The organism is Arthrobacter globiformis (assembly GCF_030817195.1).
In the GTDB taxonomy this organism is placed as follows: Bacteria; Actinomycetota; Actinomycetes; order Actinomycetales; family Micrococcaceae; genus Arthrobacter; species Arthrobacter globiformis_D.
Map to the genome: position 1 here is coordinate 2346006 of NZ_JAUSYZ010000001.1, position 25513 is coordinate 2371518.

22 protein-coding genes and 4 pseudogenes are annotated in these 25513 nt (G+C 62.0%); 6 read left to right on the top strand and 20 right to left on the bottom strand.

The window, feature by feature from the left end; genetic code table 11:
• Positions 1 to 2 precede the first annotated feature (2 nt).
• From QF036_RS10555 to QF036_RS10615, 14 genes and pseudogenes are all read right to left on the bottom strand, one after another.
• Positions 3 to 230 (bottom strand): lipoyl domain-containing protein, encoded by a 228-nt coding sequence (locus QF036_RS10555; RefSeq protein WP_307101567.1) that lies wholly within the window; start codon positions 228 to 230, stop codon positions 3 to 5.
• A 125-nt stretch (positions 231 to 355) separates the two neighbouring features.
• Positions 356 to 730, bottom strand: a complete 375-nt coding sequence (locus QF036_RS25265) for an MFS transporter (RefSeq protein ID WP_373460127.1) — start codon at positions 728 to 730, stop codon at positions 356 to 358.
• Between the two features lie 155 nt (positions 731 to 885).
• Positions 886 to 1569: a FadR/GntR family transcriptional regulator gene (locus QF036_RS10560; RefSeq protein WP_307101569.1), complete on the bottom strand. Its 684-nt coding sequence runs from the start codon at positions 1567 to 1569 to the stop codon at positions 886 to 888.
• 267 nt (positions 1570 to 1836) lie between these two features.
• Entirely contained in the window at positions 1837 to 3264 is a 1428-nt protein-coding gene (locus QF036_RS10565; protein ID WP_307101572.1) for an MFS transporter, read from the bottom strand.
• A 385-nt stretch (positions 3265 to 3649) separates the two neighbouring features.
• Positions 3650 to 4339, bottom strand: coding sequence for a 2-oxo acid dehydrogenase subunit E2 (locus QF036_RS10570; RefSeq protein ID WP_307101574.1), 690 nt, complete (start codon positions 4337 to 4339; stop codon positions 3650 to 3652).
• A gap of 382 nt (positions 4340 to 4721) precedes the next feature.
• Entirely contained in the window at positions 4722 to 5093 is a 372-nt protein-coding gene (locus QF036_RS10575) for a hypothetical protein (RefSeq protein WP_307101576.1), read from the bottom strand.
• A gap of 340 nt (positions 5094 to 5433) precedes the next feature.
• Positions 5434 to 5930, bottom strand: a pseudogene (locus tag QF036_RS10580) (recombinase family protein).
• Between the two features lie 282 nt (positions 5931 to 6212).
• Positions 6213 to 6779, bottom strand: a complete 567-nt coding sequence (locus tag QF036_RS10585; protein ID WP_307105886.1) for a recombinase family protein — start codon at positions 6777 to 6779, stop codon at positions 6213 to 6215.
• 307 nt (positions 6780 to 7086) lie between these two features.
• Positions 7087 to 7644 carry a hypothetical protein gene (locus QF036_RS10590; RefSeq protein WP_373460287.1) on the bottom strand — a complete coding sequence of 186 codons (558 nt, stop codon included), beginning with the start codon at positions 7642 to 7644 and terminating at the stop codon, positions 7087 to 7089.
• Positions 7645 to 7800: 156 nt separating this feature from the next.
• Positions 7801 to 8223: a RidA family protein gene (locus tag QF036_RS10595; protein WP_307101579.1), complete on the bottom strand. Its 423-nt coding sequence runs from the start codon at positions 8221 to 8223 to the stop codon at positions 7801 to 7803.
• 21 nt (positions 8224 to 8244) lie between these two features.
• Positions 8245 to 9447: an N-methyl-L-tryptophan oxidase gene (gene solA / locus QF036_RS10600; protein ID WP_307101581.1), complete on the bottom strand. Its 1203-nt coding sequence runs from the start codon at positions 9445 to 9447 to the stop codon at positions 8245 to 8247.
• Between the two features lie 10 nt (positions 9448 to 9457).
• Complete coding sequence (locus QF036_RS10605; RefSeq protein WP_307101583.1) at positions 9458 to 10600, bottom strand: tyramine oxidase subunit B; 1143 nt, start codon at positions 10598 to 10600, stop codon at positions 9458 to 9460.
• 576 nt (positions 10601 to 11176) lie between these two features.
• Positions 11177 to 13471 (bottom strand): penicillin acylase family protein, encoded by a 2295-nt coding sequence (locus tag QF036_RS10610; protein ID WP_307101585.1) that lies wholly within the window; start codon positions 13469 to 13471, stop codon positions 11177 to 11179.
• Positions 13468 to 14838, bottom strand: a complete 1371-nt coding sequence (locus tag QF036_RS10615; protein WP_307101587.1) for an MFS transporter — start codon at positions 14836 to 14838, stop codon at positions 13468 to 13470. Before QF036_RS10615 ends, QF036_RS10610 begins: the two co-directional genes overlap by 4 nt.
• A gap of 103 nt (positions 14839 to 14941) precedes the next feature.
• On the opposite strand from QF036_RS10615, the pseudogene QF036_RS25270 reads away from it, so the two are divergent.
• Together QF036_RS25270 and QF036_RS10620 are read left to right on the top strand one after the other, a co-directional pair.
• Positions 14942 to 15115, top strand: a pseudogene (locus tag QF036_RS25270) (LysR family transcriptional regulator); the annotation flags it as partial.
• A 138-nt stretch (positions 15116 to 15253) separates the two neighbouring features.
• Positions 15254 to 15829 carry a hypothetical protein gene (locus QF036_RS10620; protein ID WP_307101589.1) on the top strand — a complete coding sequence of 192 codons (576 nt, stop codon included), beginning with the start codon at positions 15254 to 15256 and terminating at the stop codon, positions 15827 to 15829.
• A gap of 69 nt (positions 15830 to 15898) precedes the next feature.
• Here the strand turns inward: QF036_RS10620 and QF036_RS10625 are convergent, their stop codons facing one another.
• Positions 15899 to 16111, bottom strand: coding sequence for a hypothetical protein (locus QF036_RS10625; RefSeq protein WP_307101591.1), 213 nt, complete (start codon positions 16109 to 16111; stop codon positions 15899 to 15901).
• Positions 16112 to 16495: 384 nt separating this feature from the next.
• Between QF036_RS10625 and QF036_RS10630 the strand changes: the two genes are divergently transcribed.
• A complete protein-coding gene (locus QF036_RS10630) occupies positions 16496 to 16747 on the top strand; it encodes a hypothetical protein (protein ID WP_307101593.1) in 252 nt (83 codons plus the stop codon).
• Between the two features lie 1111 nt (positions 16748 to 17858).
• On the opposite strand, the gene QF036_RS10635 is transcribed toward QF036_RS10630, so the two are convergent.
• Positions 17859 to 18182 (bottom strand): histone-like nucleoid-structuring protein Lsr2, encoded by a 324-nt coding sequence (locus QF036_RS10635; protein ID WP_307101594.1) that lies wholly within the window; start codon positions 18180 to 18182, stop codon positions 17859 to 17861.
• A gap of 322 nt (positions 18183 to 18504) precedes the next feature.
• Positions 18505 to 18927 (bottom strand): alternative ribosome rescue aminoacyl-tRNA hydrolase ArfB, encoded by a 423-nt coding sequence (arfB, locus tag QF036_RS10640; protein WP_307101596.1) that lies wholly within the window; start codon positions 18925 to 18927, stop codon positions 18505 to 18507.
• 581 nt (positions 18928 to 19508) lie between these two features.
• On the opposite strand from arfB, the pseudogene QF036_RS25275 reads away from it, so the two are divergent.
• Positions 19509 to 19639 (top strand): annotated as a pseudogene (locus QF036_RS25275) (trehalase-like domain-containing protein); the annotation flags it as partial.
• 388 nt (positions 19640 to 20027) lie between these two features.
• Here QF036_RS25275 and QF036_RS10650 read toward each other — a convergent pair.
• Positions 20028 to 20441 carry a VOC family protein gene (locus tag QF036_RS10650; protein ID WP_307101598.1) on the bottom strand — a complete coding sequence of 138 codons (414 nt, stop codon included), beginning with the start codon at positions 20439 to 20441 and terminating at the stop codon, positions 20028 to 20030.
• A 211-nt stretch (positions 20442 to 20652) separates the two neighbouring features.
• On the opposite strand from QF036_RS10650, the pseudogene QF036_RS10655 reads away from it, so the two are divergent.
• Positions 20653 to 20937 (top strand): annotated as a pseudogene (locus QF036_RS10655) (NADPH-dependent FMN reductase); the annotation flags it as partial.
• Positions 20938 to 21199: 262 nt separating this feature from the next.
• On the opposite strand, the gene QF036_RS10660 reads toward QF036_RS10655, so the two are convergent.
• A complete protein-coding gene (locus QF036_RS10660; RefSeq protein ID WP_444875980.1) occupies positions 21200 to 22237 on the bottom strand; it encodes an LLM class flavin-dependent oxidoreductase in 1038 nt (345 codons plus the stop codon).
• A gap of 870 nt (positions 22238 to 23107) precedes the next feature.
• On the opposite strand from QF036_RS10660, the gene QF036_RS10665 reads away from it, so the two are divergent.
• The gene (locus tag QF036_RS10665) at positions 23108 to 23620 is read left to right on the top strand and encodes an AMIN-like domain-containing (lipo)protein (RefSeq protein WP_307101600.1); all 513 of its coding nucleotides are present in this window, start codon (positions 23108 to 23110) and stop codon (positions 23618 to 23620) included.
• Positions 23621 to 24808: 1188 nt separating this feature from the next.
• On the opposite strand, the gene QF036_RS10670 is transcribed toward QF036_RS10665, so the two are convergent.
• Positions 24809 to 25495, bottom strand: a complete 687-nt coding sequence (locus QF036_RS10670) for a dihydrolipoamide acetyltransferase family protein (protein WP_307101605.1) — start codon at positions 25493 to 25495, stop codon at positions 24809 to 24811.
• Positions 25496 to 25513 lie beyond the last annotated feature (18 nt).

Below are 25513 nucleotides of genomic sequence, written 5' to 3' on the forward strand. Positions count from 1 at the left end.
TCTCACGCAATCCTGGCAATGACGGCGCCGGGCTCGATCACGTCACCCTCGGCTGCGACGAGGGTGATAGTGCCGGATGTGGGGGCGACCACCTCGACCTGCACCTTGGAGGTTTCTAGCTCCGCCAGAGCCTGCCCCTCGGTGACCTGGGTTCCATCCTCGATGAGCCACTCGCTCACGTCGGCTTCGGTTTCACTGCCCAGAATGTCCTGTCCGACTACAACGTCCACAAGATCTCCTTTAGTTGGTCGACCTGCCCTTCCCCGGAAGTACCAGCAGGGACTAAGCCGAAATTAAGTTCTTCAGCCCAAATCATATCTTGGTAATACCAAGCTGTCCATGGTTAACCTCGGTCTCATGACCTGGTTAGTGGGCTGCTTGCTTTATGGACGCCAGGCCATTCCGGTCCGCGGTGCAGGGATCTGCGGCAGGAACGCTCGGTGTGGAGCTCTTTGCACTGTCCCACGAGGAACGTGGAGGAACCCATAATGACCAAGGTCAGCATCAAGGTCTGCCGGCGTCCGATCCGGTCACCGAGGGTTCCGAAGATGGCCGCGCCCACGGGCCTGGCCAGGAATCCTGCGGCAAAGGTTGAAAGTGCCAGTAGCGTTCCTGCCACCGGAGAGAATGACGGGAAAAAGACTGTATTGAATACCAGGGCGGCAATGGAGCCGTAAACGATGAAACCGTAAAACTCGAGGGTGTTGCCGATGGTCCCGGCCGACAGCACCCTTCGGGGCGGCGCAGGTCGAGCGCCACCTTTTCTGTCTGTTGATTCTGCGACGAACTACTTGTTCGGTACTACCAAACTGTGCGCTAGCTCATACCACCTGTCAAGAGCAGTACGTTCTGAGTCGTCGCAGACTTCTCATACCTGCCCTTATGTCAGCTTTGAAGGGTTGGCGGTGATGGCGTGGTAAGGACGTCAATGCGGTCGAAATGCCGGTCCACTGCCGTCATTGCTGCTGCTGGATCCCGCTGCTTGATGGCATCAAGGATGCCGCGGTGCAGGGTCCGCATCTCTTCGACGTCCGAGGACAGGGCGCGCATCCTTTCGCGTCGGGCCGTGACGCTGGCGGCCAAGAGGTCACTGACCGCCTCAGCAAAGAAAATAAGTGCCTTGTCTCCGGAGGCTTGAAAGAGGTGGCGGTGGAAGTCCAGGTCTGCTTCGTAGAGTTCTTCGGGTTCTTCTGATCGCTCCATCCGCATGACAGCTTCTTCGGCATAGGCAAGGGGGACCGGGTGAATTTGCTCTGCGGCCTGCTTCGCTGCCTGCCGCTCCAAGGCAACGCGGACGGACTGGAATGCCTCCCCGGACGCCAGCGGGGAGGCTGCGAGCCCGATCCTCAAGGCATCGGCAACGTCCCCGGGGGCCATGGTGCGGGCGAAAGTACCGGCAGACCCGCGCCGCTCAAGGGCGCCAACGGCCTCAAGCATTCGCAGACGGCTCCGCAGCGCCGTGCGGGACGCGTGCAAACGCTCAGATAGCTCCCGTTCGGGCGCGATCCTGCCGCCCGGCCCTACCTCCTCGATCAGCGCCAGGACTTTACTCAGCAGTTCATCCGACATTGGGTTCTTCTTCCTCTCCAGTTTGGGCCGCTTGGGCAGACCATGCTTAAGCGTAGGGCCCGTGAGGATCAAACGCACGAGGACTTTCTACTTCTTGGTACTACCAACCTGCTAAAAAGCGCTTTGGCGCCGGCTGCTGCCCTGCACGGGGCCGCGCATTAGGGTGGGGCAGCAAAGACGACGCCAGCACGCGGCAGGCAAGATTGTCCCGTACGTATCCAACCGGAAGTCGTGGAATCGTTGACTTCCCTTAGACGAGCGTGCGCATCAGTGGCTGATGGTCTCCAGAAGAGGGGCTTTGCGGGCTCGGGAGGGAACAAGGATCGCTGTGACGATTCCTGCCAGGGCGATGACACCACCGGCAGTGAAGGCCGCTTGTGCCCCGACAGCGACCGAGGCGGGATCTGAACCGGTCGATTCAGTCGTGTAAATCCCGACCAGGACTGCCAGTCCGGCCGCGCCCACGAGCTGCTGAACGGTATTGAGCGCGGCGCTTCCCTGGGCATGAAGCTCATCCGGTAGTGCACCAAGCGAGAGAGTGAAAATGGGAGTCCAGCAAAGGGCCTGACCCGCGCAGATCAGAAGGTACGTGAAAAGCATGACCGGCACTGAGGTGGTTTCGTCGAGGGTGCTCATGAACCACCAACCGGCGGCGATGACGAGTGCACCTGAGACCATGAGTTTTCGAGCCCCCGTGCGGTCGTAGAGCCTGCCTGCGATGAGGGACACTACGACAATCGTCAGGCCGCCCGGCGCCATAAACAGTCCGGTCTCGAAGACGCCGAGTCCCAGTTCGTGGAGGGCGAGCGGCAGCAAAACGGTAAGGCTGAAAGCTCCAGCGACGAGGAACCCGAACTGGACGATTGAAATCGTGAAGGCCCGGCGGGTGAAGATCCGCATGTCCATGAGGGGGGTCGAACTGCGCTGCAGGCTCACCTGGCGCAGTGCGAAGCCGCCGACACCCAGCAAGCCAAGGGGAACAGCGATCCAGAAAGATGCCGGGATCCCTTCCCCGGCACCCTCACCCATGGCACTGAGCCCGTATTCCAGGGCGCCAAAGCCGCCGCCGCCAGTCCCAGCGACAGAACGTCGAAAGTGGAACCTGAAGGGGTGGCGTCCAGATTGGGGATTTTGAGCGCCCCGATGACCCAATCCGAGCAACGCAAACGGGAGGACGATGATGAACAGCCAGCGCCAGCTCAGTTGCGCCATGACCACACCAGAGAATGCAGGGGCAACAGCGGGTGCGACAGAAATTACCGCCGTGACCATCGCCATCATCTGGCCCCGTCGCGCAGGTGCAACCATCCCGAAGGTGGTCGCCAGGAGCAGTGGTACGAGCACGCCGGTGCCCAAAGCCTGGACGATGCGGGTAGCGAGCAGGCGTTCGAAGCCCGGCGCAAGTGTGGCGATAAAAGTTCCGAGGCTGAATAACCCCATGCTCACTACGAAGACAGGACGGAGCCGGAATCTTTGCAGGATGTACCCCGTTGTGGGAATGATTACCGCCAGCGTCAGCGCATATCCCGTCGTCAGCCATTGCCCGGTGCTCGCACTGATTCCCAGTTCAGCCATGAAGGTCGGGAGGGCGACTCCTATCACCAGTTCTGACACCAGCGCGATGAACGCGGATGCTGCGAGCACGACGATCGTGATGAGCTGGTTCGACGTACGTTTCTCGGTATTCGTGTTCAAGGTAGCTCCGGGCTGTGTGATGAGCGGTGGGATGTCTCGTCCGGTTATGTCATTGGGATTGGCCAGTCAAATTTCTGCGGCGGTCCGTCCCCCGGGTGCAACCTTGCAATGACGTGGACGAGTAATTCGAGAAAGTTAGCGGAGAGTCTCCGGTTGGCGAGAGGGGAGAAGGCGATTTGAGCGGCGCCAGAGCGAATCGAAGAACCTGGAGTTAGTGCAACCTCACGGTCGCACTAGACGATGCTCATGCTTTACGGCCTCGACTTCTGCCTCGGCCGGCACCTGAATCCAGCACTGATGCCAGCCCCCAGCTTTGGGCACGAATCGCATCAAGAAAGGTCCCACTTTGGCTGGCAGAGCTGATACCGCGAAAATCCTCGGACTTTTATAGTGCGGGGATCGGCGCTTCGAGGAGCTCTTTGAGCTGTTTCAGGAAGAGTGCACCCATGTAGCCGTCAACGGCCCGGTGGTCACAGGTGAGGCTCAGTTCGGCGATCGGCCGCCACTGGCCGGTCCCGGCGTGCATTACGAACCGCTGGCGGGCAGAAGCGACGGCGAGGATCGCGACTTGGGGCACGTTGAGGATCGCATCGAAGCGATCGATTCCAAGCATCCCGAGGTTGGAAATGGTGAAAGTTCCTCCTGTGATGTCGCCCATGCCCAGCTTCTTGGCCCGGGCCCGGTCAACGAGTTCGCGGCGCTTCTGTGCGATGCCCGGCAGGGCGAGGCCGGACGCGCCGTGAATGACCGGTACGGTCAGCCCGGCGTCCGTGGCAACCGCCAGACCGATGTTGATCTCCCCGTAGGAGGTCACGCCATCTTCGGAGTAGTGGGCGTTCAGGCCCGGGTGGTCTTGCAGGGCAATAGCCACAGCAGAGATAAGCAGGTCGGTAACCGTGGACTCGGACGAGACTGTCTTCACCGTCAGGGCATTTGTCATATCAACCTCGATAGTGAGATGGAACGCCGGAGCCTGCCACGCTGCGACCATCTGGCGTGCCGCAGCACGCCTGACGCCCTTCAGTGCCACAGTGGTCCCCTGGGGGACTTGAATTTCATTGGCGCTGCTTGTCATGGCTGCTCCTTTTTCTTAGTACGAAATTCTGTCTTCGCTTGGCTGCCGGCGGCTGCGTCTGCAAGTGCAGCCGCCTGTGGGGAGTTGCGGCGCGGCCCTGGTAGGACGAGCGCGCCAAGGGCCGCTCATGACATAAGGAAAACCCATCGCCTCCCCTTCGTTTGCTGAGACGGCGAATTCGTTGGGTTCAACCCATCGACAACGGGCTGATGGCAGGGGCTGTGCCGCAGGCACTGGTTGATGGTGACCAGAATGTGTCCGGCGTCATGGAAGGCGCCGGCGCTGCATTTGAGTTCCCGTGGCGGCTTGGCGGGAAAGGGAGAAGGGCCGGCATTTGCCGTGCCGGACTTCCTCCTTAGTCATAGCATTTTCGCCTGGCCGATCATGACGGGGCGTCGGATGGTTGGTCACCGGTGGTGGCCAGCACTCCGGGTTGCTTGAGCCCTCCAGCGAGGAGTTCGGATGTCATCCGGAAGGCGCTGTGGCCGTCAAGCTCCCGGGGCGTGACCCATACTTCGTAGCCACGAGCTGCGTCGTACATCTGCCTGGGTAAGTTCCCTTCCGCTGCAATCCAGAGGGCGGATGAGTCTGGCATGACAGCGTCAACCAAGCCAGCCCGGACGGTTTTTCCTCCGTGACGGATCTCCACTGGAGCATGCAGGAGGTGTTTCCAGTCCCCGTGTTTGTACCCTTTCATAGGTATCTCCTTCGGCTCGGCGACCTGCGTGCCATCCTCCATGAGCCAGTTGCTCACGTCAGCTTCCGTTCCAGTTCCGAGAATGTCCTGGTCGAACTACAACGTCCACAGGATGTCCTTTCAACGTGTGGTTCTCGAGCGGACCACGCGAGTCGAAGTCCGCGGGATACACGCAATTACTATGGCCGCTCCAAAGTCTAATTGGTAATACCAAGAAGTCCACCGGGGGTCAGAGCATCGTTTCCAGCAGCCTTATACCCTGTTCGGCGAATGCGATAACCTGCCTTCCGTAAAGCTACGGCCGAGGGGCAAGCCGCAATGACAGCACCGGTAGGGGATCGGGTCACTCCAGCTTGGCGTGGCGCAGGTACTGGTAGACGGTTTCCCTGCTGATGCGTTAGTCACGGGCAAGTAAGGCTTTCGGTACACCGGTGCCGGCGCGCTGGCCAGTTCGGCGGCCCGTTCCGGCGTGAGGATCTTTTTCCTCCCTTTGTAGGCACCACGCTGTATAGCCAGGGCGATGCCTTCCCGCTGGCGTTCCCTTATTAGGGAGCGTTCAAATTCGGCGAAAGCACCCATCACGGAGAGCATGAGGTTGGCCATAGGGGAGTCCTCGCCGGTGAAACCGGGTTCTCCTTGACGAACTCCACCCGCACGCCCTTGCGGGTTAGGCCTTGGACGAGAGCACGTAAGTCGTCGAGGTTGCGGGCGAGCCGGTTCATTCTGTGCACTACGACGGTGTCCCCCATCTCTGGGGAACCGCAGCAGTTCCGTGGGCTGTGGCCTGGCGGTGTCTCTGCCGGAGGCCTTGTCCGTGAAGATCCGGTCCAGGACCTGGCCTTCGAGCTGGCGTTTCTCGTTCTGGTCCAGGATGCTCACCAGCACGTACTCGATACGCTGTCCGGCCGACTGCTGCCTCCAAACCTTGGCCTGTGAGGTTGAGTTCTAGAACCGTCCTATAACGAGGTCAAGCCCCTGACACTCCCTTGTCAGGTTGGGGTGTTCCCTAGTCGGACATGCACTCGTGCACGCGAGCCAGGTTTCCGGGCTTGATGAATCCGGCTGCCTGGTCCTACAGCGATGCTCAGAAGGCTCGAATAGTTTGAAATCGAATATGCACGCGTACCAGTAGTCGCCCCTTCTTTGTGTGAGGCTGAAATCGGCAGGGGAGGACCTTCACTCCAGCTTTATGTGGCGCAGGTACTGGTAGACGGTCTCGCGGCTGATCCCGTAGTCACGGGCAAGGAGGGCCTTCGGGACACCGGTCCCGGCGCGTTGGACCAGCTCGGCGGCCCGTTCCGGTGTGAGGGTCTTTTTCCGCCCCTTGTAGGCACCGCGCTGTTTAGCCAGGGCGATGCCTTCCCGCTGTCGTTCCCTGATGAGGGAGCGTTCGAATTCGGCGAAGGCACCCATGACGGAGAGCATGAGGTTGGCCATGGGGGAGTCCTCGCCGGTGAAAACCTGGCTCTCCTTGACGAACTCCACCTGCACGCCCTTGTGGGTCAGGCCCTGGACGAGAGCACGCAGGTCGTCGAGGTTGCGGGTGAGCCGGTCCATGCTGTGCACAACCAGGGTGTCCCCATCGCGGGCGAACCCAAGAAGCTCAGTCAGCTGTAGCCTGCCGGTGTCCCTGCCGGAGGCCTTATCCGTAAAGACCCGGTCCAGAACCTGGCCTTCGAGCTGACGTCTCTCGTTCTGGTCTACGGTGCTTACCCGCACATACCCGATCCGCTGTCCGGCCACTGCTGCCTCCAAACCTTCGCCTGTGAGGTTGAGCTCTAGAGCCGTCCTACAAGGAAGTCAAGACCCCGCGTTAACTCATGGGAAAGGTCCGCGCAGCAGGATACGTTGCCTCATTGGAAAAGGTCCGGGAAGAGGCGAGGCGCGGACATCCTTGAGGGATGGGACTGACGATGAGCCAGCGCAAGGCCGTCACTGTGATCAAGGCCCGGGCGTATGTCCGCGGGAGCCGGCTGGAGAAGGTGCGGATCCTGGACGAACTGGTGGAGCTGACGGGCTGGAACCGGGACTACGCGCGGCGGGCTTTGCGTCAGGCTTTGGAGCTGAAGCCGGTACGACCCCCGAAGTTGCCGTCGAAGACGTTCTCCGGCTTGACGGCCTCCACGGTCAGTCCCGGGCCCATGGCGATGCCGATGATCGTCGCCAGGAGGATCGCCACCTCGAGCAGGAGGAAGATCCCGAGCACAAGCGTATTCAGCTCGATGCCACGCAGGCCTACGAGCCAGACGAAGAGCAGCACCGCGAAGGTGAACACGGGCCAGGGAACGGTGACGCCGAACTCGGCTTCGAAGATGTAAGAGCCGAAGTAGCCAGCGTATGCGAGCGGGACGAGCAGGACGACGTTGTATGTGCATTGTGCGACCCAGCCGGCGGCGACACCGGCCGGACGGCTGATGCCGGCGGTGACGTACGAATAGAACGCGCCGGCGTTCGTGATGCGGCGGCTCATGGCTGCGAAGGGGACGGCGAAGAGGGTGAGGATGACGCCGGCGATGAGGAACATCGCCGGCGCACCCACGCCGTTGCCGAGACCGACGGCGAGCGGGGCGTTTCCGGCAGCGGACGTTAGCGTGGCCTGGAAGCCCATCACGAGGAAGACGAGCGCGGGGGCGCCGATGGCACCGGCCCGGAGAGCGGTCGTTGGGGCCTTCTACGAAGACGAGGTTGGAGGAGGATGCGTGGCGGTCATGCGCGGGTTTCCTTGCTCGGGGGAGGGGGGTCGGCGAGAGAGATAGCGGGGGATTTAGCCTAGGGTGACGTCGATCTGCTCGACGTGGGCCTCCGCGGTGCCGCGGAACGCGGTCACCTCGATCTCGGCCTTGTATGCGCCGGCGAGTGGGCTGCACGTCGTGGTGAGCGCCGGATCAATGCCGCGGAACGTCTCGCCGAGCACTGCGAGCACCTCGTCGAGGTCGTCCATGTTCGGCACGAACACCTGCGCGCGGACGACGTCGGCGAGCGTCGCGCCGACCGCGCCGAGTGCGCCGGCCACGTTCTTCAGGGCGAAGCGGATCTGCTCGCCAGCGGATTCGGGCATCAGCCGCGTCGAGTAGTCGATGCCCGCGGTGTTGGACACGAAGATCCAGTCGCCGACGACGAACGCGCGCGAATAGCTGACGGATGTTTCGAACTTGCTGCCGGTCTTGACTTTGGTGAAGGCGGTCATGGGATTCCTTTCGGTTTGTGCTCAGTGGCCGATGAGGACGGCGTCGCCGCCCTCGACGGGGAGTCCGTTCGCGCGGGCATGCGCGCGCCGACGGTGATGGTCGAGGGTGAACAGGGGGTGCTGCAGGTCGCTGGACCCGGTCTCGACGAGGTCCGCCAGCAGGCGCCCGTAGGCGGGTGCGAACTTGAACCCGTTGCCGGAGAACCCGCCGCCGATGACGACGCGACCGGATTCGGATACGTCGAGGATCGGGACGTGGTCGGCCGTGATCGATTCAGGGTGCGTGGACCAGCGGACCGGTTCCGGAACGAGGCCTGGGAGCATCGCCGTGGCGATGCGCGTGCACCAGGCGAGCTGGTCGCGGGTGAGCTCGGTGACCTTGTCGGCGGGGTTGTCCATGAGCGGCAGGTCGACGATCGGCGCGATCTTGATCGAGTAGCCGTCGAGTGTCGGGACGCCGAAGGCGTGATCGCCGTCCAGGTCGCGCATCCAGCATGGGAACTTCTCACGGGTGAACTGCGAGATGTCCTCCGGCATGAACCACGTCAGAGGATAGGTGATCGCCTTCACCAGGTCATGCAGTTCCGGCAGGACGACCGCGGTCCAGGCACCGGACGTGACGACGACCTTCCCGGCACGCACCGGACCGGCACTGGTTGATACGAGCACTCCGTCCGAGTCCTCCTTGATTGCCAGGACTTCGGTGCCGTACAGGATCTCTGCGCCCTGTGCGATCGCCCGGCGTTGCGCCGTCGCGACCGACAGTTCGGGACGCAGACCGCCGCCGAGCAGGTCCATCACGCCCATGTCCCCGTCGTCGACACGGAACTGCTGGTATTCGCGGCGCAGCGCTGCCGCATCGAGGATCCGATGCGGCAGGTTCTTCTCCCCGATGGAGCGCAGCGTTGATTCGAGGAACGCGTGCCCGGCGGGCGCGATCGCCAGTACGCCCGTCTTCAGCAGCAGTTCGCGTCCGGACTCGAGTTCGAGCTGCGTCCACAGCTCCCGCGCCCGGAGAGCGGCGTCCGTGTAGACCGCGCCCTCCTTGTTCGCCGCACGGAACAGCCGGGACTCGCCGCTGAACGCGGCGTGGCTGTGGGCGGGGCCGAACTGCTCGATGCCGAGCACGGACACCCCGGCCCGCTTCGACAACTGCCACAGCGTCATAGACCCGATCGATCCTGCGCCGATCACCGCGACGTCCACCGTCTTCGTGTAAGTCATCGTCCGCTCCTTAGGCGAGTGCCGGCTCGGACCACAGGTTGAGGCTCTGGCCAAGGCCGAGCCTCACCGCGTTGCGATACACCTTCGTGCCCCAAGCGACGTCCTCGATCGGCATGCCGCCGACGGACATGATGACGATCTCGTCCTCGGACTGACGGCCCGGCTTCGTGCCGGCGACGACGTCGGCGATGTCGACCAGCTCGTCGCGGTCGAGTGCACCGGCTTGTACGAGGTCCATCCACTTCTGGCCGATGAGCGGGATGTGGTTGTACGACGGTGCGGGAAGGTCGTGGAACCACGCCTCGTACAGGCCGCGCGCATCGACGACCTTCGTGACGTCCTTCTCCAGCAGCGAGTCCTCCACGTTGCACAGCGACGGCATGCCGAAGAACGCGCCGGGCTTGACCCATTCGCGTTTGATCGTCGGATAGTCCTCGGGGCCGGCGGCGCCGGTGCCCGTGGTGCAGAAGGTGACCAGGTCGGAGCCCCGCACAACGTCTTCGAATGTGTCGACGACCTCGATCGTGGTGATCTGCGGCAGCTCCTCCCGCACCCACTCCTGGAACTTCCGCAGGCTCTCGGCGCCGCGTCCCTTGATCTTCAAGGTGTCGATGAGCGGGCACGCGTCGACGAAGGACAACAGCGTCGTTTTCGCCATCACACCGGGGCCAGCAACGCCGACAACCCGCGAGTCCTTGCGGGCGAAGTGGCGGGCGCCGACGCCGGGCACAGCGCCCGTGCGGTACGCAGACAGCAGGTTCGCCGACATGAAAGCGAGCGGGGCGCCCGTGTCGGTGTCGTTCAGCGTGAACATGAGGATCGACCGGGGCAGGCCCTTCTGCCGGTTCTCGATGTTCGATCCGTACCACTTCACGCCCGTCGTCTGGAAGTCACCGCCCAGATACGCGGGCATCGCCATGAAGCGGCGGTCCTCGGTGGGCGTCGGCATGTTCGGGAACGGGGAGTCCTTGGGGAACGTGACCATCGACCCGTGCGAGTCATTGTTCTCGCCGGCCATCCGGTAGTCCCCGACAGCCAACAGCGCGAACATCTGCTCCATCGCGTCGACGCACGCGTGCATGTCCGTCACGCCGGCCCTGATCATGTCCGGCTCGGAGAGGTAGATGAAGTCGATGTGGGGGAGAGTGCTCATAGAGGCGTCCATTCGGTGAATACGGTGGGAGACATGCGGTTGCAGGAACGTTCCTGCAACACGCATGAATGCCGTGCCCAGATGGGAAGCTTTCTGGGCGAGGAGGTTTTTGTTTTTCATGAGAGGTCCTAAGGGGAGTCAGACGACGATTTGTAGGAATGTTAACATTCCCGGTAAATGGCGAACGGGTGTCAAGGATTTACTTGAGCAGCAATGCTCTGGCCCGTTCTACCTTTGCGAAACAGTCCCTTTCCCAATAGGTTCTGACCGCTTCCAATCTGCTTTACACCGCGGGAACCCTTTCAAGGTCACTGAGGCGATGGAAATGGAACTGTCACTCAGCGCGCCCCATGGCGGGCTTGTGCGGCACCTCCTGGACAGCGCCGGTGGCAGGGCGGTTTTCGGCCAGACCGTCTACGTTAGGGAACCGGCCCCAAATGGCCGAGGTCCCGCTCGGCCATGGGGGCAGTGCATTCCTCCACTTGCTCTTTCTTGATCTCGATGTTCCGCCGAGCAAGGGTCCCACCTGTTTACACATAATCAGATCAGGGCCTTCCATGTCGTGAGAGCAAGCTCTCAGTCCCAACGCACTTGATGCAACGTGGCGCGTTCGATCGCGTCGCGGGTGTACAGCAAGGGAACGTACTCACCTTCCTGCCAACCCTTCAACAGGTCTTTGTAGTGTGGGGACGCAGGATCACCAGATTGACCTGGGGCGTTGATGAAAATGCTCCGGTCCCAGTCGCCCACATCAACGATCATCCGGAAGCTGGCGCCGATGGTTACGTTTCCGTTCGCGTCGTATGCCGCCAGGCCGACGGTGTCGGCAGATCCGTCCGCGGGAAGGGCCGATATGGTCTCCCATCCGGCTGTGTCCTCTCCAGCGGCTTGCGCGGCCGCCGGGTGGCTGAAGGCAATCCGGTGGAGCTCACCCCATCGTGGAATCTCGCCGTGCGCGGCTTGAAGCGTGTGCCATGCGACGCCGAGGGTGGTACGCAGAAGGCGCGCCCGATCTTCTCGCCCTTTCCACAGACGCTCATCTCGGAGGAGAAGGAGATCCAGGGGGCGAGCACCCAGGATGTCTTCGGCAGGCAGAATACGATTCAAGACGGAATCAGCCAGTTCGGCAGCAACGTCATCGCGCTTCAGGGCGCGCCGATAAAGGCTGGGGCGGAGGTACCGGCGAAACCACACTTCGAAGAGCGCAGCCTGTCTCGAATCGCTGAGCATGCGACAGTCCCAGCCTGCGAGGAGCGCGCACGCGGCGGCGGCCTCGTCGTCATCGGTTTCGCGCACGGCGAGGTCTTCGCGGAGGAGGCTGATGATGTCCCGCGCGGGGAGGGAAAGTCGATCTGTCTGGAGGTCGCTTGCCCGTGCTACCGTCCAGTTCCGGCTCGTACTGAGCGCTTCGGCTATCCGTTCGTACCGAAACGGAGCGTAGTACTCGCGGCTGATGTCCAGGTCCAGGTGGCTGTCTGGGACATTCGCTTCGTTCGCTGATGCGACCCATCCGCGTTCCGGGTTGCGCTCGTTGGGCAACTCGAGCGGTGTACGGAATCCCGCCCACTCGTAGCGACCATCGCCAGGCACAGGGAGCAGGCCGTCCCAATTCGGCCGAATAGGAACCAGACCCGCCACCTGCCAGCCGATCTGCCCAGCGGTGTCGGTGTAGATGTGGTTACAACCTGGCGTGTTCCACCGGCCGAGTGCGGTCGCATGAGCCCCGACATCACGTGCAGTGAGGTACTCCAAGCTTGCAAGATACGGGGCGGAACCGGGTTCGAGCCATGCGGCCCGAAGTGCATAGGCCTTCGACCTCGCCACGTCAACGAAAGTTACCGGCCCATGCACGGTGAAGAGCAATTGCACAGAAGAGGTCTCGCCGCCAGGAAGCGGGATCAGCTCGTCTTCGCACGTGAATTCTCGCCAGCCGTCCTGGTATCGATATCGCGTGCCGGTTTCGTCGAGATCGTAGACGTAGATGTCCTCTTGATCAATCGGGTGATAGGTCAGACCGAACGCTACGTGACCGTTATGTCCGATGGACACCCCGGGGATCATCGGCTCCCCCGCACCAATGACATCGAACTCGGGACACGTGAGGTGAACGACGTACCGGAGGCTGGGAAGGTTCATCGCGCGATGGGGATCACTGGCCAGGATCGCATGCCCGCTGGAGGTGAGGTGTGGTGCGATGGCCCAGCTGTTACTTCCCTCGACGCCACCGGCCGGCGCGGACACGAGAGGACCGAGTTGGTCGATCGGGGCCTGGGCGGTCCTGTAAGCACTCAGCGCATCCTCGCTCAGCGTCGTGAGGTCCAGCCCATCGGGCACCTTGACGGGACTCGCTGGCTGCCTGGCCTTGCGAAGATCGTCGACGGCAGGTCCAAAATCCCGGATCGTCAATGCACGGGCCAGCTCCTGTTCCGCGTTCGCCCCGTTGCCGTGGGCGCGAATGCGCACGACATCTTCTGGCTGCCAGAGCGCGGGAGCGTATCCGAGACGTACGAAGTCGGCGGACAACCGGTCCGGGTTCGCTAATACCTCACGCACACGGTGGTTTATGCCATCAACGAATCTCGTCACGGCTTGCTGGGCTCCAGCTGAATAGGCCAGCCACTCCGCGCGCATGTCACCGCGATACAAGAAGAGACGAGCTGCACGGTCACGATCCACGTAGGCATCACCCAGAACCTCGCTGAGCAAACCCAGACCCCGCCGACGCCAGAGATCCAGCTGGAAAAGGCGATCCCGTGCAGCGACGTATCCCTGGGCAAAGAACACATCATCGCTGTTCGTCGCGCGGATATGGGACACGCCGAACTCATCCTGATCGATGACGACAGGACCTCGAAGTGATTCATGGGTCATCGACGCCGGTCCTCCTCGGCAGCTGCGGCAACCTCGGAAGTGGCGGCAACCCCGGAAGTGGCGGCAACCCCGGAAGTGGCGGCAGCCTCGGACATGGCGCGCTTGCGATTGACTCGTGCGAGACCGAGGGCGCCGATGATCGACAGCATCACTAGTGTCGCGTAGTACGCTGCAACGGCCCAGGGATTGTTCCCGGACGACGTCAGGATCCACTGGGCAAGCAAAGCGGTCGAACCGCCGATGAGGGAGGAGCAGATCTGATACGCGAGCGACAGGCCGGAGTAACGGAACTGGGCGGGAAACGCGAAGGCGAGAAAAGTGGCCAGTACGGCGAAGTAGGCGGATATGCCCGCGATGACCAGGTAGAGCGACACGGCGATCAGAAGGAGATTGCCGCTCGTGATCGCGACGAAGAACGGGGCCACGGCCAGCAAGGTGAAGCCGAGCGAGACCAAGATGACCCGATCCCGGCCCCACCGCTCCGCAGCGTGTCCGGCAGCCCACTGCACGAAGAACTGGACGAACGCCGCGCCTATGAGCAGATTGAGGATTGCCTGTCGCTCGATCCCGAGCGGTCCCGTTGCCCAAGCGAGAAGGAATGTGTTCGTGAAGTACGCGTTTGCAATCGAGATGACCGAAACGAGGATCCCGAGCAGGAGGACAAGCGGCGCCTTCGTGAAGACGAGCAAGGCAGGAGCTTTCGTGGGCGCGTGATCTTCACGGGAAGCGAGGAACTCATCGGACTCAGGCACACGCAAACGAAGGATCAGACCGACAACGATGAGCACCACCGAGGCGAGGAACGGAACCCGCCAACCCCATGAGAAGAACTGCTCGTCCGGCAACAGACCGACGAGCGCGAAGGACCCGGTAGCGAGCAGTGAGCCCACCGGCGAACCCTGCTGCACCCACGCGCCGGCAAGGGACTTGCGTTTCTCGCCCGCGTTCTCCGTGGCGATGAGTACCGCACCGCCCCACTCGCCGCCAACCGCCAGCCCCTGGAATGCGCGCAGAATCACGAGGAGGGCGGGGGCGAGCAGACCGACTTGGGCGAAGGTCGGCAATGCGCCAATGAGCACCGTTGAAGTACCCATTATCAGCAAGGTAACGATCAGAACGTTCTTCCGACCGAACCGGTCACCGAAGTGTCCGAAGATGAAGCCGCCGAGAGGCCGCGTCAGGAAGCCAACCCAGAGGGTGGCGAAAGCAGCGAGGAGACCGACCGCCGGATCCACCTCGGGGAAAAAAACCCGAGGGAAGACGAGCGCAGCGGCCGTGCCGAAGACGAAGAAATCAAACCACTCCAGAGAGTTGCCAATAAATGCTCCCAGGAGCGCCCTGCGCTCATTCTGCGAACGTTGAGTCATGTCGGTTTCCCTTGTTAGTGACAGTGTTATAAGTCACTAAGATGCGGCACAACGAGCCATTCTGGCAAATGACATTTTGTCGCCCAAGGTATAACCTTTGGGAATGGACCGTCGTAGTTTGGAAGCGCTCAGAGCGGTAGCGGAGGCATCATCCGTTAGCGGTGCTGCACTCGCACTACGTCTGACGCAACCAGCGGTGTCAAAGCAGATCGCCAGGCTTGAGACGGAATGTGGGATGAGACTCTTCCACCGAACACCCTCGGGGATGGTGCCGACTTCCGCTGGGCGGACACTACTGGACCTTGGTGGCGACGTCCTGACCCGGTTCGCACGCCTCGAAAGTGTGATGGCTTCTCGGTTTCGCGGACGGCCCGTCTTTCGTGTCGCCTGCCCTCAATCGACCTCGGAACACCTCGTGACGCCCTTCGTTGCCGAGACAGCCCCGCCGATTTCAGATGTGATAACGGTCCCGGCAGGCGAGATCGACGCGCTCCTCTCCTCGGAGGTCGACTTCGGAGTGAGTTCGATAAAGCCCTCCCCAAACCGTCGCCATCTGCTCATCGCGACGATTCAACTCTCGTTACTGGGAACCCACGAACGCATCTCCGGGCAGCAATCCCCTTCACGGTTCGAGTTCGAGAGTCTGGGCGACGAGGTGGTCATTGCTCCCAGTGGCGGGGTGATGACCTCAGCACGACGCGCACTGGCTGAGCTCAGTTCGCCGCCCCTCCTTCTCGAAGTGGCCACCGGTTCCGTTGCTCAAGCCCTCGCCGCAGCCGGCCACGGGTTTGCCCTCGTGGCCGAACCCGTCCGCTTCGGACTTGCCGCTGCGCGCGCCTTTGTGCACGACAAGCCCCTACTCCACTCGCTCTACGCATCATGGGATTCCGATCACTATGCCGTCGCCGAGCTAGGCAGCCTCGCGATCAGTCTTCGTGAGTGGGTCGTCCAACGTGGCCTTGCCAACACTGCCGAGTTCTCCCACTCGTGACTTCGGGGAGATATGCCCCTCATCCGCGACACGGCTGAGTCCCCCGGTCGCGGAGGTCTGGCAAATCCGTTACGCCTCGGACGGCTCCGTTGCTCCCACGGAGTCGATGACTCCGGAGTACGCGGTGGGGTTGTTCCGCTTGACCGTAAACATGCGAATCAGACCGATGAGCGGCACTACCGCGACGGAACCGAAAAGGATCGTGCTTACCAGACCGAACGCGGGTGTTCCGTTTTCGTCCACGTTGCCGCCCAACAGTGGGAAGTCGACTGCGACCAGCATTACCGCCCCAGTGTGTCCGACGAGTCCAATGAGTGGGACTATCAGCGTGTTTCAGCGACGCTGGGGCCGCGCTACCGACGGAAGTACTCAACCACTGAGAGGCCTGTTGCGTGCACCTCGGGTTGCTCAGTTCCTGCGGTTGTAACGTGGGAAGTTGCCGTGGGGTCCTTCTTCGAAAGATTCCGGGGCAGGTGCTGTTGGACAGCTAATTCCGGAAGTCGCCTGGGGGAGAAGCCATCCGGCCGGGAAGAAGTTGGGGCGCTGTATGTCCCAGAACCGGATTCGCGCATCTTTTAAAGCCGCATCCGTGCTGGGTTCGCCGCATCGGAACTTCGCAGAGCAGTAGAGTGACTGCCGACCCCTAAATCAAGCGGACTAGCGAAAATGAAACATATTTTGCTTTCGTATTGCGAGTATGGGGCATCCATCACGTCCACGGCACACATTCACGCCCGACTCAAAGATGCGGTAACCGATGGGCAACTCCCCAGCGAAACCAATCTTCTTGCCCTCGCCGACGCCCTGAACGCCATTCTTGATGGCATGGCTCTTCGATCCCGCGATGGAATAGGCATTGAACGGTTACGGAAAATGGGCCGGGCCGGGGAGCGTATGCTGCCAACAGAGATGGGCTGAAATTTCAGCGATCTCTCTGCGTCTCAGTGCTCGCCAAAGGAGGCGTGGGCAGCGCCTGCGGAAACGCCCAATTCTCCAAAAGACGGCAGTTCTCGCATCCACTTCTACTCCCGTTGTTCGAACGCCGATAATGGACCTTCCGTCAACCTAGCAAGCAACTCTCGCGAGGCTGGCCAGGTTGGACTTGGAGCATTCAGCGCTGATATGCGTGAACTCTATTTGCCGTCCATCGTTTCAGCCCGTTGCACGGACCAAGGGACTTGTTGAGCCATTCCGGTACGGACTGAACGCCAACTGTAGTCTGTCCCTAGTCACGAAATTTTGATGGGGGAATGATGCGGTTCGAACGTTCAGCAGGGATCTTTAAGGCGGGCGTCCTGATGGCCATTGGTGGTCCAGTCCTTGGTGCACTTGGAGCAGTCATCGCCGCACCAAACATCGCCGTCCTCTATACCGGGAACGTAAACCGAGGAGGATTGGTAATAGGTGCGATCATCGCTGCCGTTGGGTTACTCCTCGCTGTGGCCGGGTACATCATGATTCTTGTCGCGGTGCACCGCGCGTTGGTCAAGATTGATGCTCTTCCTGTCCGTCAGCAGCCTCGGGGAGGGCAGGGATCCGCGCCTTCCACGCCTGGGTACACCTACTGACCAGCGACATATGGCCTCCAGCCAAGCTGGTTGCTTGAAGCTGCGGCGTAAAACCTTGAATCAGGAGGGGGATTCCTTTCGCGACCTTGGCTTGGCGCAGGCAATGAAGCGATAGCTCACTATTGGTTTACTTGACATGATATCTACCATCAGCTCTCGTTCGAGAAGGCTGCCGACGCAAACGATGGCTGAAGAACGCGAGCCGCCCGGCCATCCGCGCTGATAAAGATACCGGTCGCCACCCCCGAGGCAATGGCGTCTTAGTGAGTTCGGTCGGAAAAACTGTAGGGGATGGCATCGGGGGAGTAACGCCCGAGTCGCGCTCAGGGGAGTATCCAAAAGCGACGGGTAATGAACAGGCTACTTTCGCTTATCGCGCGTGGCAGCCTCGGTCAACACGCTGCAAAAAAATCAGGCTCGGATCAATTTAGATTCCGAGCCTGATTTTACGTCTAGGGGGGCTAATGCGCAGCCAGGTATTTCTCGACGATGTCGGCCTGGATTCGGCCTCGCGTATTGACCTGGAGGCCGTGATCTATTGCCCACATCCGAATAGCTTTGGCGTCAGTACCGGCACCACTGGATTTGCGAGCTACCGGCCGGCTGCGGCCGCTAGCAACTTTGCGGGCCGCATTGGTGTAGCGGCTTAGAGCGCTACGGAGTTCGTTAGCGTGGTCGGCGTTAAGGTCAATCTCATATTCCGTGCCGTCGACGGAGAAGTTTAGGGTCTCACTTGCTTCTGAGCCGTCGAGATCATCTTCAAGTACCACTACTGTTTTCCGCATCATATTAGGTTATCAGCTTGCTTATCACCTACAAGAAGGCAGCCCCTTAAAAGCCACCGCTGACCAGCGTGGCCAAAAACAAGACGATGACCAGGTAGTTGTTATTCCGCTGATTCGGTTACAGTCAGCGCGCCTTGCGTACAAGCGAAAATTCGCTGGTGCGGCGATGAGAGCCCGGCGGTTAGTAGCCGCCTGGTGCTCGCATGAGATGGGTCCCTTCCTGCCCTCGGCGCTCAATTGGGCGGTCACTTGCTGGTGACGAGTTGCGGTCCTGCACGGTCCTGCTGCTCGCGGCTGAAAATGCGTTGTCGACTGGACAGTGCTACTCGGCGGACGGTCGTTGTCGTTGTCGTTTCGTGGCTGCACGTTGCTCCTTGGCGGCGAGGCGCCGACGGTTGGAAGCGCGTGTGGGTTTGGTCGCGCGGCGACGGGCAGCTTCGGGTGCAAGTCCCTCTGCCACGAGGTCTGCGAGCTTGGCGAGGGCGATCTCGCGATTGCGAAGCTGAGAGCGCCGCTCGGAGGCCGTTACGGTGATCACCCCGGTGATGATTCGTGGGCCGAGACGCGTGAGCAGCATCAGCCGTTGGCCGTCGGAAAGTGCGACGGAGTCGCTAACGCTCCAGGAGAGCTCGACGCGGCTGTCCGCGGTGTTGACGTGTTGACCGCCTGGTCCGGATGAACGAGAGAACCGCCAGCGCAGTTCCGATGCGGGTATTGTGAGCGCAGGCAACACCTCCAGATCCATACAGACCAGCGTTGCACAATACGGGCGCGATCGAAGCCCCCACCCCTTCGCCGGCCAAAACCAATAGCTAATAAAGTTCGCGCATCTACAAAATGGAAAGCATGACAAGGACTCTGCCGGTTCGCTAACAGTGACGAGGGTAACTAGGGTTCCAGCTATTTGGCAGAACGTATTTCACTTACGACGTCCGATTCCGGGACGGCGAAGTTCAGACCACGTAAATTCGGATGAGGTGCTGGAGGGCAGCCCGTTATCCAGCTGCTTATCATTCAGTCATGCGTGGCGCAGGGGAGCTGGCCGGCGACGGCGTCCCGGGCGAATGGGTGGACTATCCGTATGGCAGGGCGCGGGGTGACTGAATCCAGGGGCGGGTATCGGTAGCCTCGCGTCGACGGGTGGCTACCCAGCATGTCAACGGTCCCAAGCGAAGTACGTACGGCGGCGGACCGGGGCCCGTCGCAATGTGAGGCGCCGGCGCGGATTGCAGGGGCAGATATTGTTCCTCTGCGTCTGATTCTCGCTGGTACAACTTTTCTGCTTGCGGCCTGACGGGGACAAGCCAGTTGTGCTTTAGTAAAGCCATGTCTGCTCCCATTGAGGACTACGCGCGCTGTCGGATCTCCAAACCGGGCCCCTGATCTCCAGGAACGGGAGTATTGACTGGCTTTGCTTCCCGCGGTTTGACTCGCCGTCGGTGTTTAGTTCCCTTGTGTCGCGATAGCAACATACAGCATCCACCCCTTATTCCCCTGGGCGGGCAGAAAGGGGCACGACCGGTGCACGGTGATCATTTTGCGGGACCGCTTCGCCGAGTGACTGGATTCTGACCTGACCGACCAGGGTGACATCCAGCACTTGTTGGACTCCCTCCCGGAGCCAGGCCTGATCCGGCGGTCGGCAGCCCGCGTGTGAACGGCGTCAGGAGCCCGGGCCTGAATTTGATCGAGCCGGGCAAGGGCGGTTAACGAGTAGGTATTGTCGGGCAGCGCGACCGGATCCAGCTTCTATCGGCATTCACCCCCATCTGGACAATTGGGGCTGGGTGGGCACCGAACGCATCCAAACTAATTGGACAACGGCGTCCTCCGGCTCAAGAGGGTTCAGGTGTAGAGGTGGCGGTCGAAGACCGATCGGGGCTTTTCTGAGGGATCGGGGTGGGCGACCATGACGGGAATTCCATCAGGGTCGCGGCCTTCCACCACAGTGATTCCTCCGGTTGTGCGGGTCTCCGTGTATCGCCCCATCTCCTTCAGAGTCTGCTCGAAATATTTCAAGCCTTCGGCGGCGTCTGTCGCCCACATCAGCAGGTGATGTCCGAGGCCGCCCGAGTGGCGCTCCTCCCGCTGGCCACGCTCGATGAGGTAGAGCTGGAAGCTTCCGGGTGCGAGGAGGAGGGCCGCCTCGCCCGAGCGGATGGTCTCCTCACACCTGAACAGGTCCCGGTAGAAGTTCACAGACCTGTCCAGTTCTGACACGAACTGGACAGAGGACGCGACCCTTGCTGAATACCCCATCCAGTCATTGTTGACCTGCCCGCGGGATATGGCCAGTCTTCCGGACTGTACTTCAGCTTCCGCGCACGCCCACTCCGTCACGGCCGTTAGCAGGGGCGGAGCCAAGGGAAGAGTCGCCAGGGGAAGACCGATCTGAGGGAGCAAGGTCGGGCTGATGGAAAGAGGGGACGTGGCATCAACTGGAATTTTCTGCAGCACAGGCCCTGATGTCCCCATCGGCATCATCGGCGCCTCACCCGGCGGCATCGGCACCGCCGTCACGCAGTCCTCCGTGCGCTCCGTCCTGAGCTTCCTGGGCGCCCCGCAACTGAACTCCCCGGAGGCCTGCATCAGTTTCGACCCGGTAGCCTACCGCGAGGACGGCGAGGTCAAAAACGAGGGGATGAGGCAGTTCCTGCGCCACTACATGGACGAATACGCCGCCTTCGTCGCCCGGGTCCTCGACGCCACATCAGCCGGACACATCGGCGATGAACACCCCGACTCGCGCAAGTAAGCCACCAGCCTCCCGAGACCCGGCGCCACGGCCCAGGGCCGCCCCCACGAACTCTCGGGGCGGCGGCCCTGTGCCACAGATTGGCTTCCAGTCCGCCTAACTATTTCCCCTCGCCGTTGTCCTTGGCCGAGGATGCGTTCGGCACCGTACTGCTTGCCGGGGACGCACGGGATGCCCGGCCTGGCCGGAAGGTCCGGTTACAGCGCCTCCACAGCCGAATTTGAACGCGATTGTAGTACTAGGGGAAATCTGTCACGAGGGGTCAGCGCCAGCCGAGCTGCGGCGCCACATACTTCAGGATCGACTCGATGACGTGAGCGTTGTAGTCAACGCCGAGCTGGTTCGGGACCGTGAGCAGCAGTGTGTCTGCCGTGGCGATCGCCTCATCCTCGGCCAGCTTCGCGGCCAGCTCGTCCGGGGCACCCGCGTAGGACCGGCCAAAGACCGCCCGCGTTTTCTCGTCGATGTTGCCCACCTGATCGGAGCTGTGGCGGTCGCGGGCGAAGTATTGCCAGTCGCGCTCGTCCGTCAGCGCGAAGATGCTGCGGCTGACCGAGACGCGCGGCTCCCGCTCGTGCCCGGCCTCCTTCCAGGCCTGCCGGTAGAGCTCGATCTGCTCAGCCTGCTGGACGTGGAACGGCTTACCGCTCTCGTCATCCTTGAGCGTGGAGCTCTGCAGGTTCATCCCGAGCTTCGCGGCCCAGATGGCCGTGGCGTTCGAGCCCGAACCCCACCAGATACGATCACGCAGGCCCTCAGAGTGCGGCTCCACGCGCAACAGCCCCGGCGGGTTCGGGAACATCGGGCGGGGATTAGGCGCCGCGAAGCCCTCACCGGTGAGCACCTCGAGCAGACGCTCGGTGTGCCTGCGGCCCATGTCCGCGTCCGACTCGCCCTCGCCGGGGACGAAGCCGAAGTGACGCCACCCCTCGATGACCTGCTCGGGTGAACCCCTGCTAATGCCCAGCTGCAGCCGGCCACCCGAGATCAGGTCGGCCGCGCCGGCATCCTCCGCCATGTAAAGCGGGTTCTCGTAGCGCATGTCGATCACAGCGGTACCAATCTCAATGCGACTTGTCCGTGCCCCAATCGCTGCAAGCAGCGGGAACGGGGAGGCATACTGCTGGGCGAAGTGGTGGACGCGGAAGTAAGCGCCGTCCGCCCCCAGCTCCTCGGCCGCGACCGCGAGGTCGATCGCCTGCAACAGCGCGTCCGACGCGGTGCGCGTGCCGGACTCCGGGTGGTCGGTCCAATGGCCGAAGGACAGGAATCCGATGTTCTTCACACCGGAAACGAACATGGTGCGGCGGTTCCTATTCCCGCGGAGCTTCAGCCTCGCACCCCCTGGGCCCCAGCACGTTGTTGCCGGCGGCACTGCACTGCACTGCCCCTCATAGAACCCCGAGCCGATTGTGGGCACTCACAACGACTCCCACCACTGACTCCTACCGGCACCAGCCCTCCTGGACATCGCCGCCTAAACCGGGCGCTGGCTGAGCAGTCTGACTTCATGGAGGCCGGGGAAAACGCCACGAATGCTGGCACGAGACAGCCCTTTTTGCAGGCACTCCCCGCCCATTTTAAAAGGCCTATAACCAGCCTTTCGTAAACTTTTGAGGAACTACCGCAGGGCTCTCTGTCCGCCGATGCGCTTATCCGAAGCCGCCTTGTCAGGTGCAGGTGAGAACCAGCCCGTCGGCATGTGGCCGCAGCACTTGCATGCGCTGGGCAGCACTAGGCTTGTGGGGCGGCTTTATGCTGTCGTCGTCTTCCCAGGCGCTGCCGGTGCTGGTGCGCAGGTCGAATTCCCGCAGCGGATGTCGTTCAGGTGGAAGCGTCCGACTGGAACTCTGTGCCACGGATAGGGACCCTAAGTGCCAATAAACGGACCCGGAGTGCCCTACCCTTGGCTACCGGCGCGTATTGGCCGTTACCAGCGGTAACAGCAGTGTGGAGAAAGGGCCGCAAACGTCTTTCGACGGCCCCAAAATGCGCCCCGGAATTACGGTCCCGTGATTCGATTCCCGGCCGCCTAACGGTTGCACGAAGAACCGGAAACACCCCTCGTATCGGGCTGTTGGCGCTCCTACGCTGGAGTCATCCAATCACTCGCACCCAAAAAAGGGGTACCCACAGGAAAAAACTAAGCGCCTGGCTCACTGCCACGATCATGGCTCTCGGGCTGGGCCTGCTGGCTCCGGGGTCCGCCTCGGCAGCCTCTTACTGCGGACTGGTCTGGAGCTCGCTGGCGAAGTCCAACCAGGCCATGAGCGGCGCATCGGTCACCAGCGTGCGCTCGGGCCAGCACTCCTGCTTCGACCGCCTGGTGATCGACACCAAGGGAAAGGCAGCAGGCTACAACGTCCGCTACGTTTCAAAGGTTGTACAGGACGGGTCCGGACTGCCCATCAAGCTGAGGGGCGGTGCATTCCTGCAGGTCACCGCCCACTTGCCCAGCTATGACAGCGCCACGGGCAAGGCCACCTTCGTGCCGGCCAGCCGCTCCGAGGTGACCAACGTTTCGAAGTACAAGACGTTCCGGCAGGTGGCCTGGGCAGGCAGCTTTGAGGGCTACACGACCCTGGGCCTCGGCGTCCGCGCCCGGCTGCCCTTCAAGGTCTACACCCTTGCGGGCCCCGGCAGCGGATCAAAGCTGGTGATCGACGTCGCCCACCAGTGGTGACGCCAGATGTGACGACCGACAATACTGAGTAATCGAGCCAGGTATAGCGAAGCCCCGCTCTCAGGGAGGCGGGGCACCGCTTTGCCCACACCGCGCGGCAAAGCTAGTCGGAAACTACAAAGAGACTCGTCGGGCTTAATGACGCGGGGCACCTGCCGGCAAGGGCCGGCTCCGGGACAGGCACAGATCATCCGGATCCATGCCCAGCGGTCGTTGCCAGGTTCCTAAGAGGCCAGGACCGATGCGATGACGCCATTCAAGCACGTAGCCCTGTGGTTGGTTCCCTCTCGTAGTCAGCAAAACGGTGTCGCGGATCAGCTCACTTCAAGGAAGCCACCGAGCGGCTCCCTGCCTATCTCTCCGACACCCCGGCCATCATCAACGTCACCGTGGACGGCTGGGCGAAGCTAGGGGAGCTTGCCGTCAGCCCAGCAAAGGAGTGACCACGAGCCGGGGGCAAAAGTCGGGTCAGCAAGTCAGCGCCAAGAGAATTCGCCATGACGACCGGTGCGCACTCACCCATGGCCACATAGAACTCAGGTATAGGGGAAGGCTCGTCAGCCGCGGTTTCGTTGAACTCACTATGCCTGACGGCAGCGCGTTATGGCTGCGTCAGGACGGGACTCTCGAACGACGCTACCATGCCTGGTCCGAAGGATATTCGGCATGGATCAGTCCACGGGACCTTCAGCCTGCCGGGCTGGTGCCACAGCGTCAATCTCCGCACGCGCGATGGAAGGTTCCCTTATAGAAGGGGCCAATAAGGGGCCTTTCGTCAACCTGTTAACGGAGGGCAGCCCTGCCATGCGGGCCAGCGTAACGGCTGGCCCGCGTGGCTTTAGTTAGAGGAGCTCAGGGTAGGTCGTGCCGGTAGCGGCTGTGATCTTCGCAGCAATCTCGGCTCCAACGTCCTCGTAAGCGTCCATGGCTGCCTGCCAGCGCCGGCTCGAGCTGGTGTCCCGCCGGCCCGTGGACGAAGACGCTCCGCCGCCCCGGCTGATCGGCGGCGCCCGGCGCGGCCCGCTAGAGGACTCCGGAGGATTCCCGGCTACGAGGAGAGGGCCCAGAAGATGACGCCGCCGGCAACGGCAATGAGCGCCGCCACTACGATGTCGGCCACGCGCCAGTTGTAGCTGGTCTTCCTGATTGCTGCAGTTGTCATAACTGACTTCCGTTGGTGTGGTTGCTTTACGGGGCGGGGATGGGGGCTTCGATGAGTTCTTTGAGTTGTTTAAGGAAGACGGCTCCCATGGAACCGTCCACGGCGCGGTGGTCGCAGGTGAGAGTGAGTTCGGCGATGGGTCGCCATTCGGCTTGGCCGTCCCGCACGACGTACCGCTGGCGTGTGGAGGCGACGGCGAGGATGGCTACCTGAGGGACGTTGAGGATGGCGTCGAACCGGTCGATGCCAAGCATGCCAAGATTTGAGATCGTGAAGGTTCCTGCCGAGATGTCGGCCATTCCAAGCTTCCTGGCGCGGGCTTTTTCGACAACTTCTCGTCGCCTTTGTGCGATGTCGGGCAGGCCGAGGGCCGGCACTCCGTGGATGACCGGGACGGTCAGGCCGGCATCTGTTGCCACCGCAATTCCGATGTTGATGTCCTCGAATGTCGTCACGCCTTCTTCGGAGTAGTGGGCGTTGAGCCCTGGGTTCTCCTGCAGGGCGGTGGCTGCTGCGGAGATGAGCCGGTCGGTGACTGTTGATTGGGGTGACACTGACTTCACCGTCAGGGCCTTGGTCATGTCGACTTCGACGGTGAGATGGAACGCCGGCGCCTGCCATGCTGCGACCATCTGCCGGGCCGCTGCACGCCGAATGCCTTTGAGGGGAAGCGTGTTTCCTTGAAGGGCCGGGATGTCGTTGGTAGTAGTCATGTGATTTTCTTCCTGTCA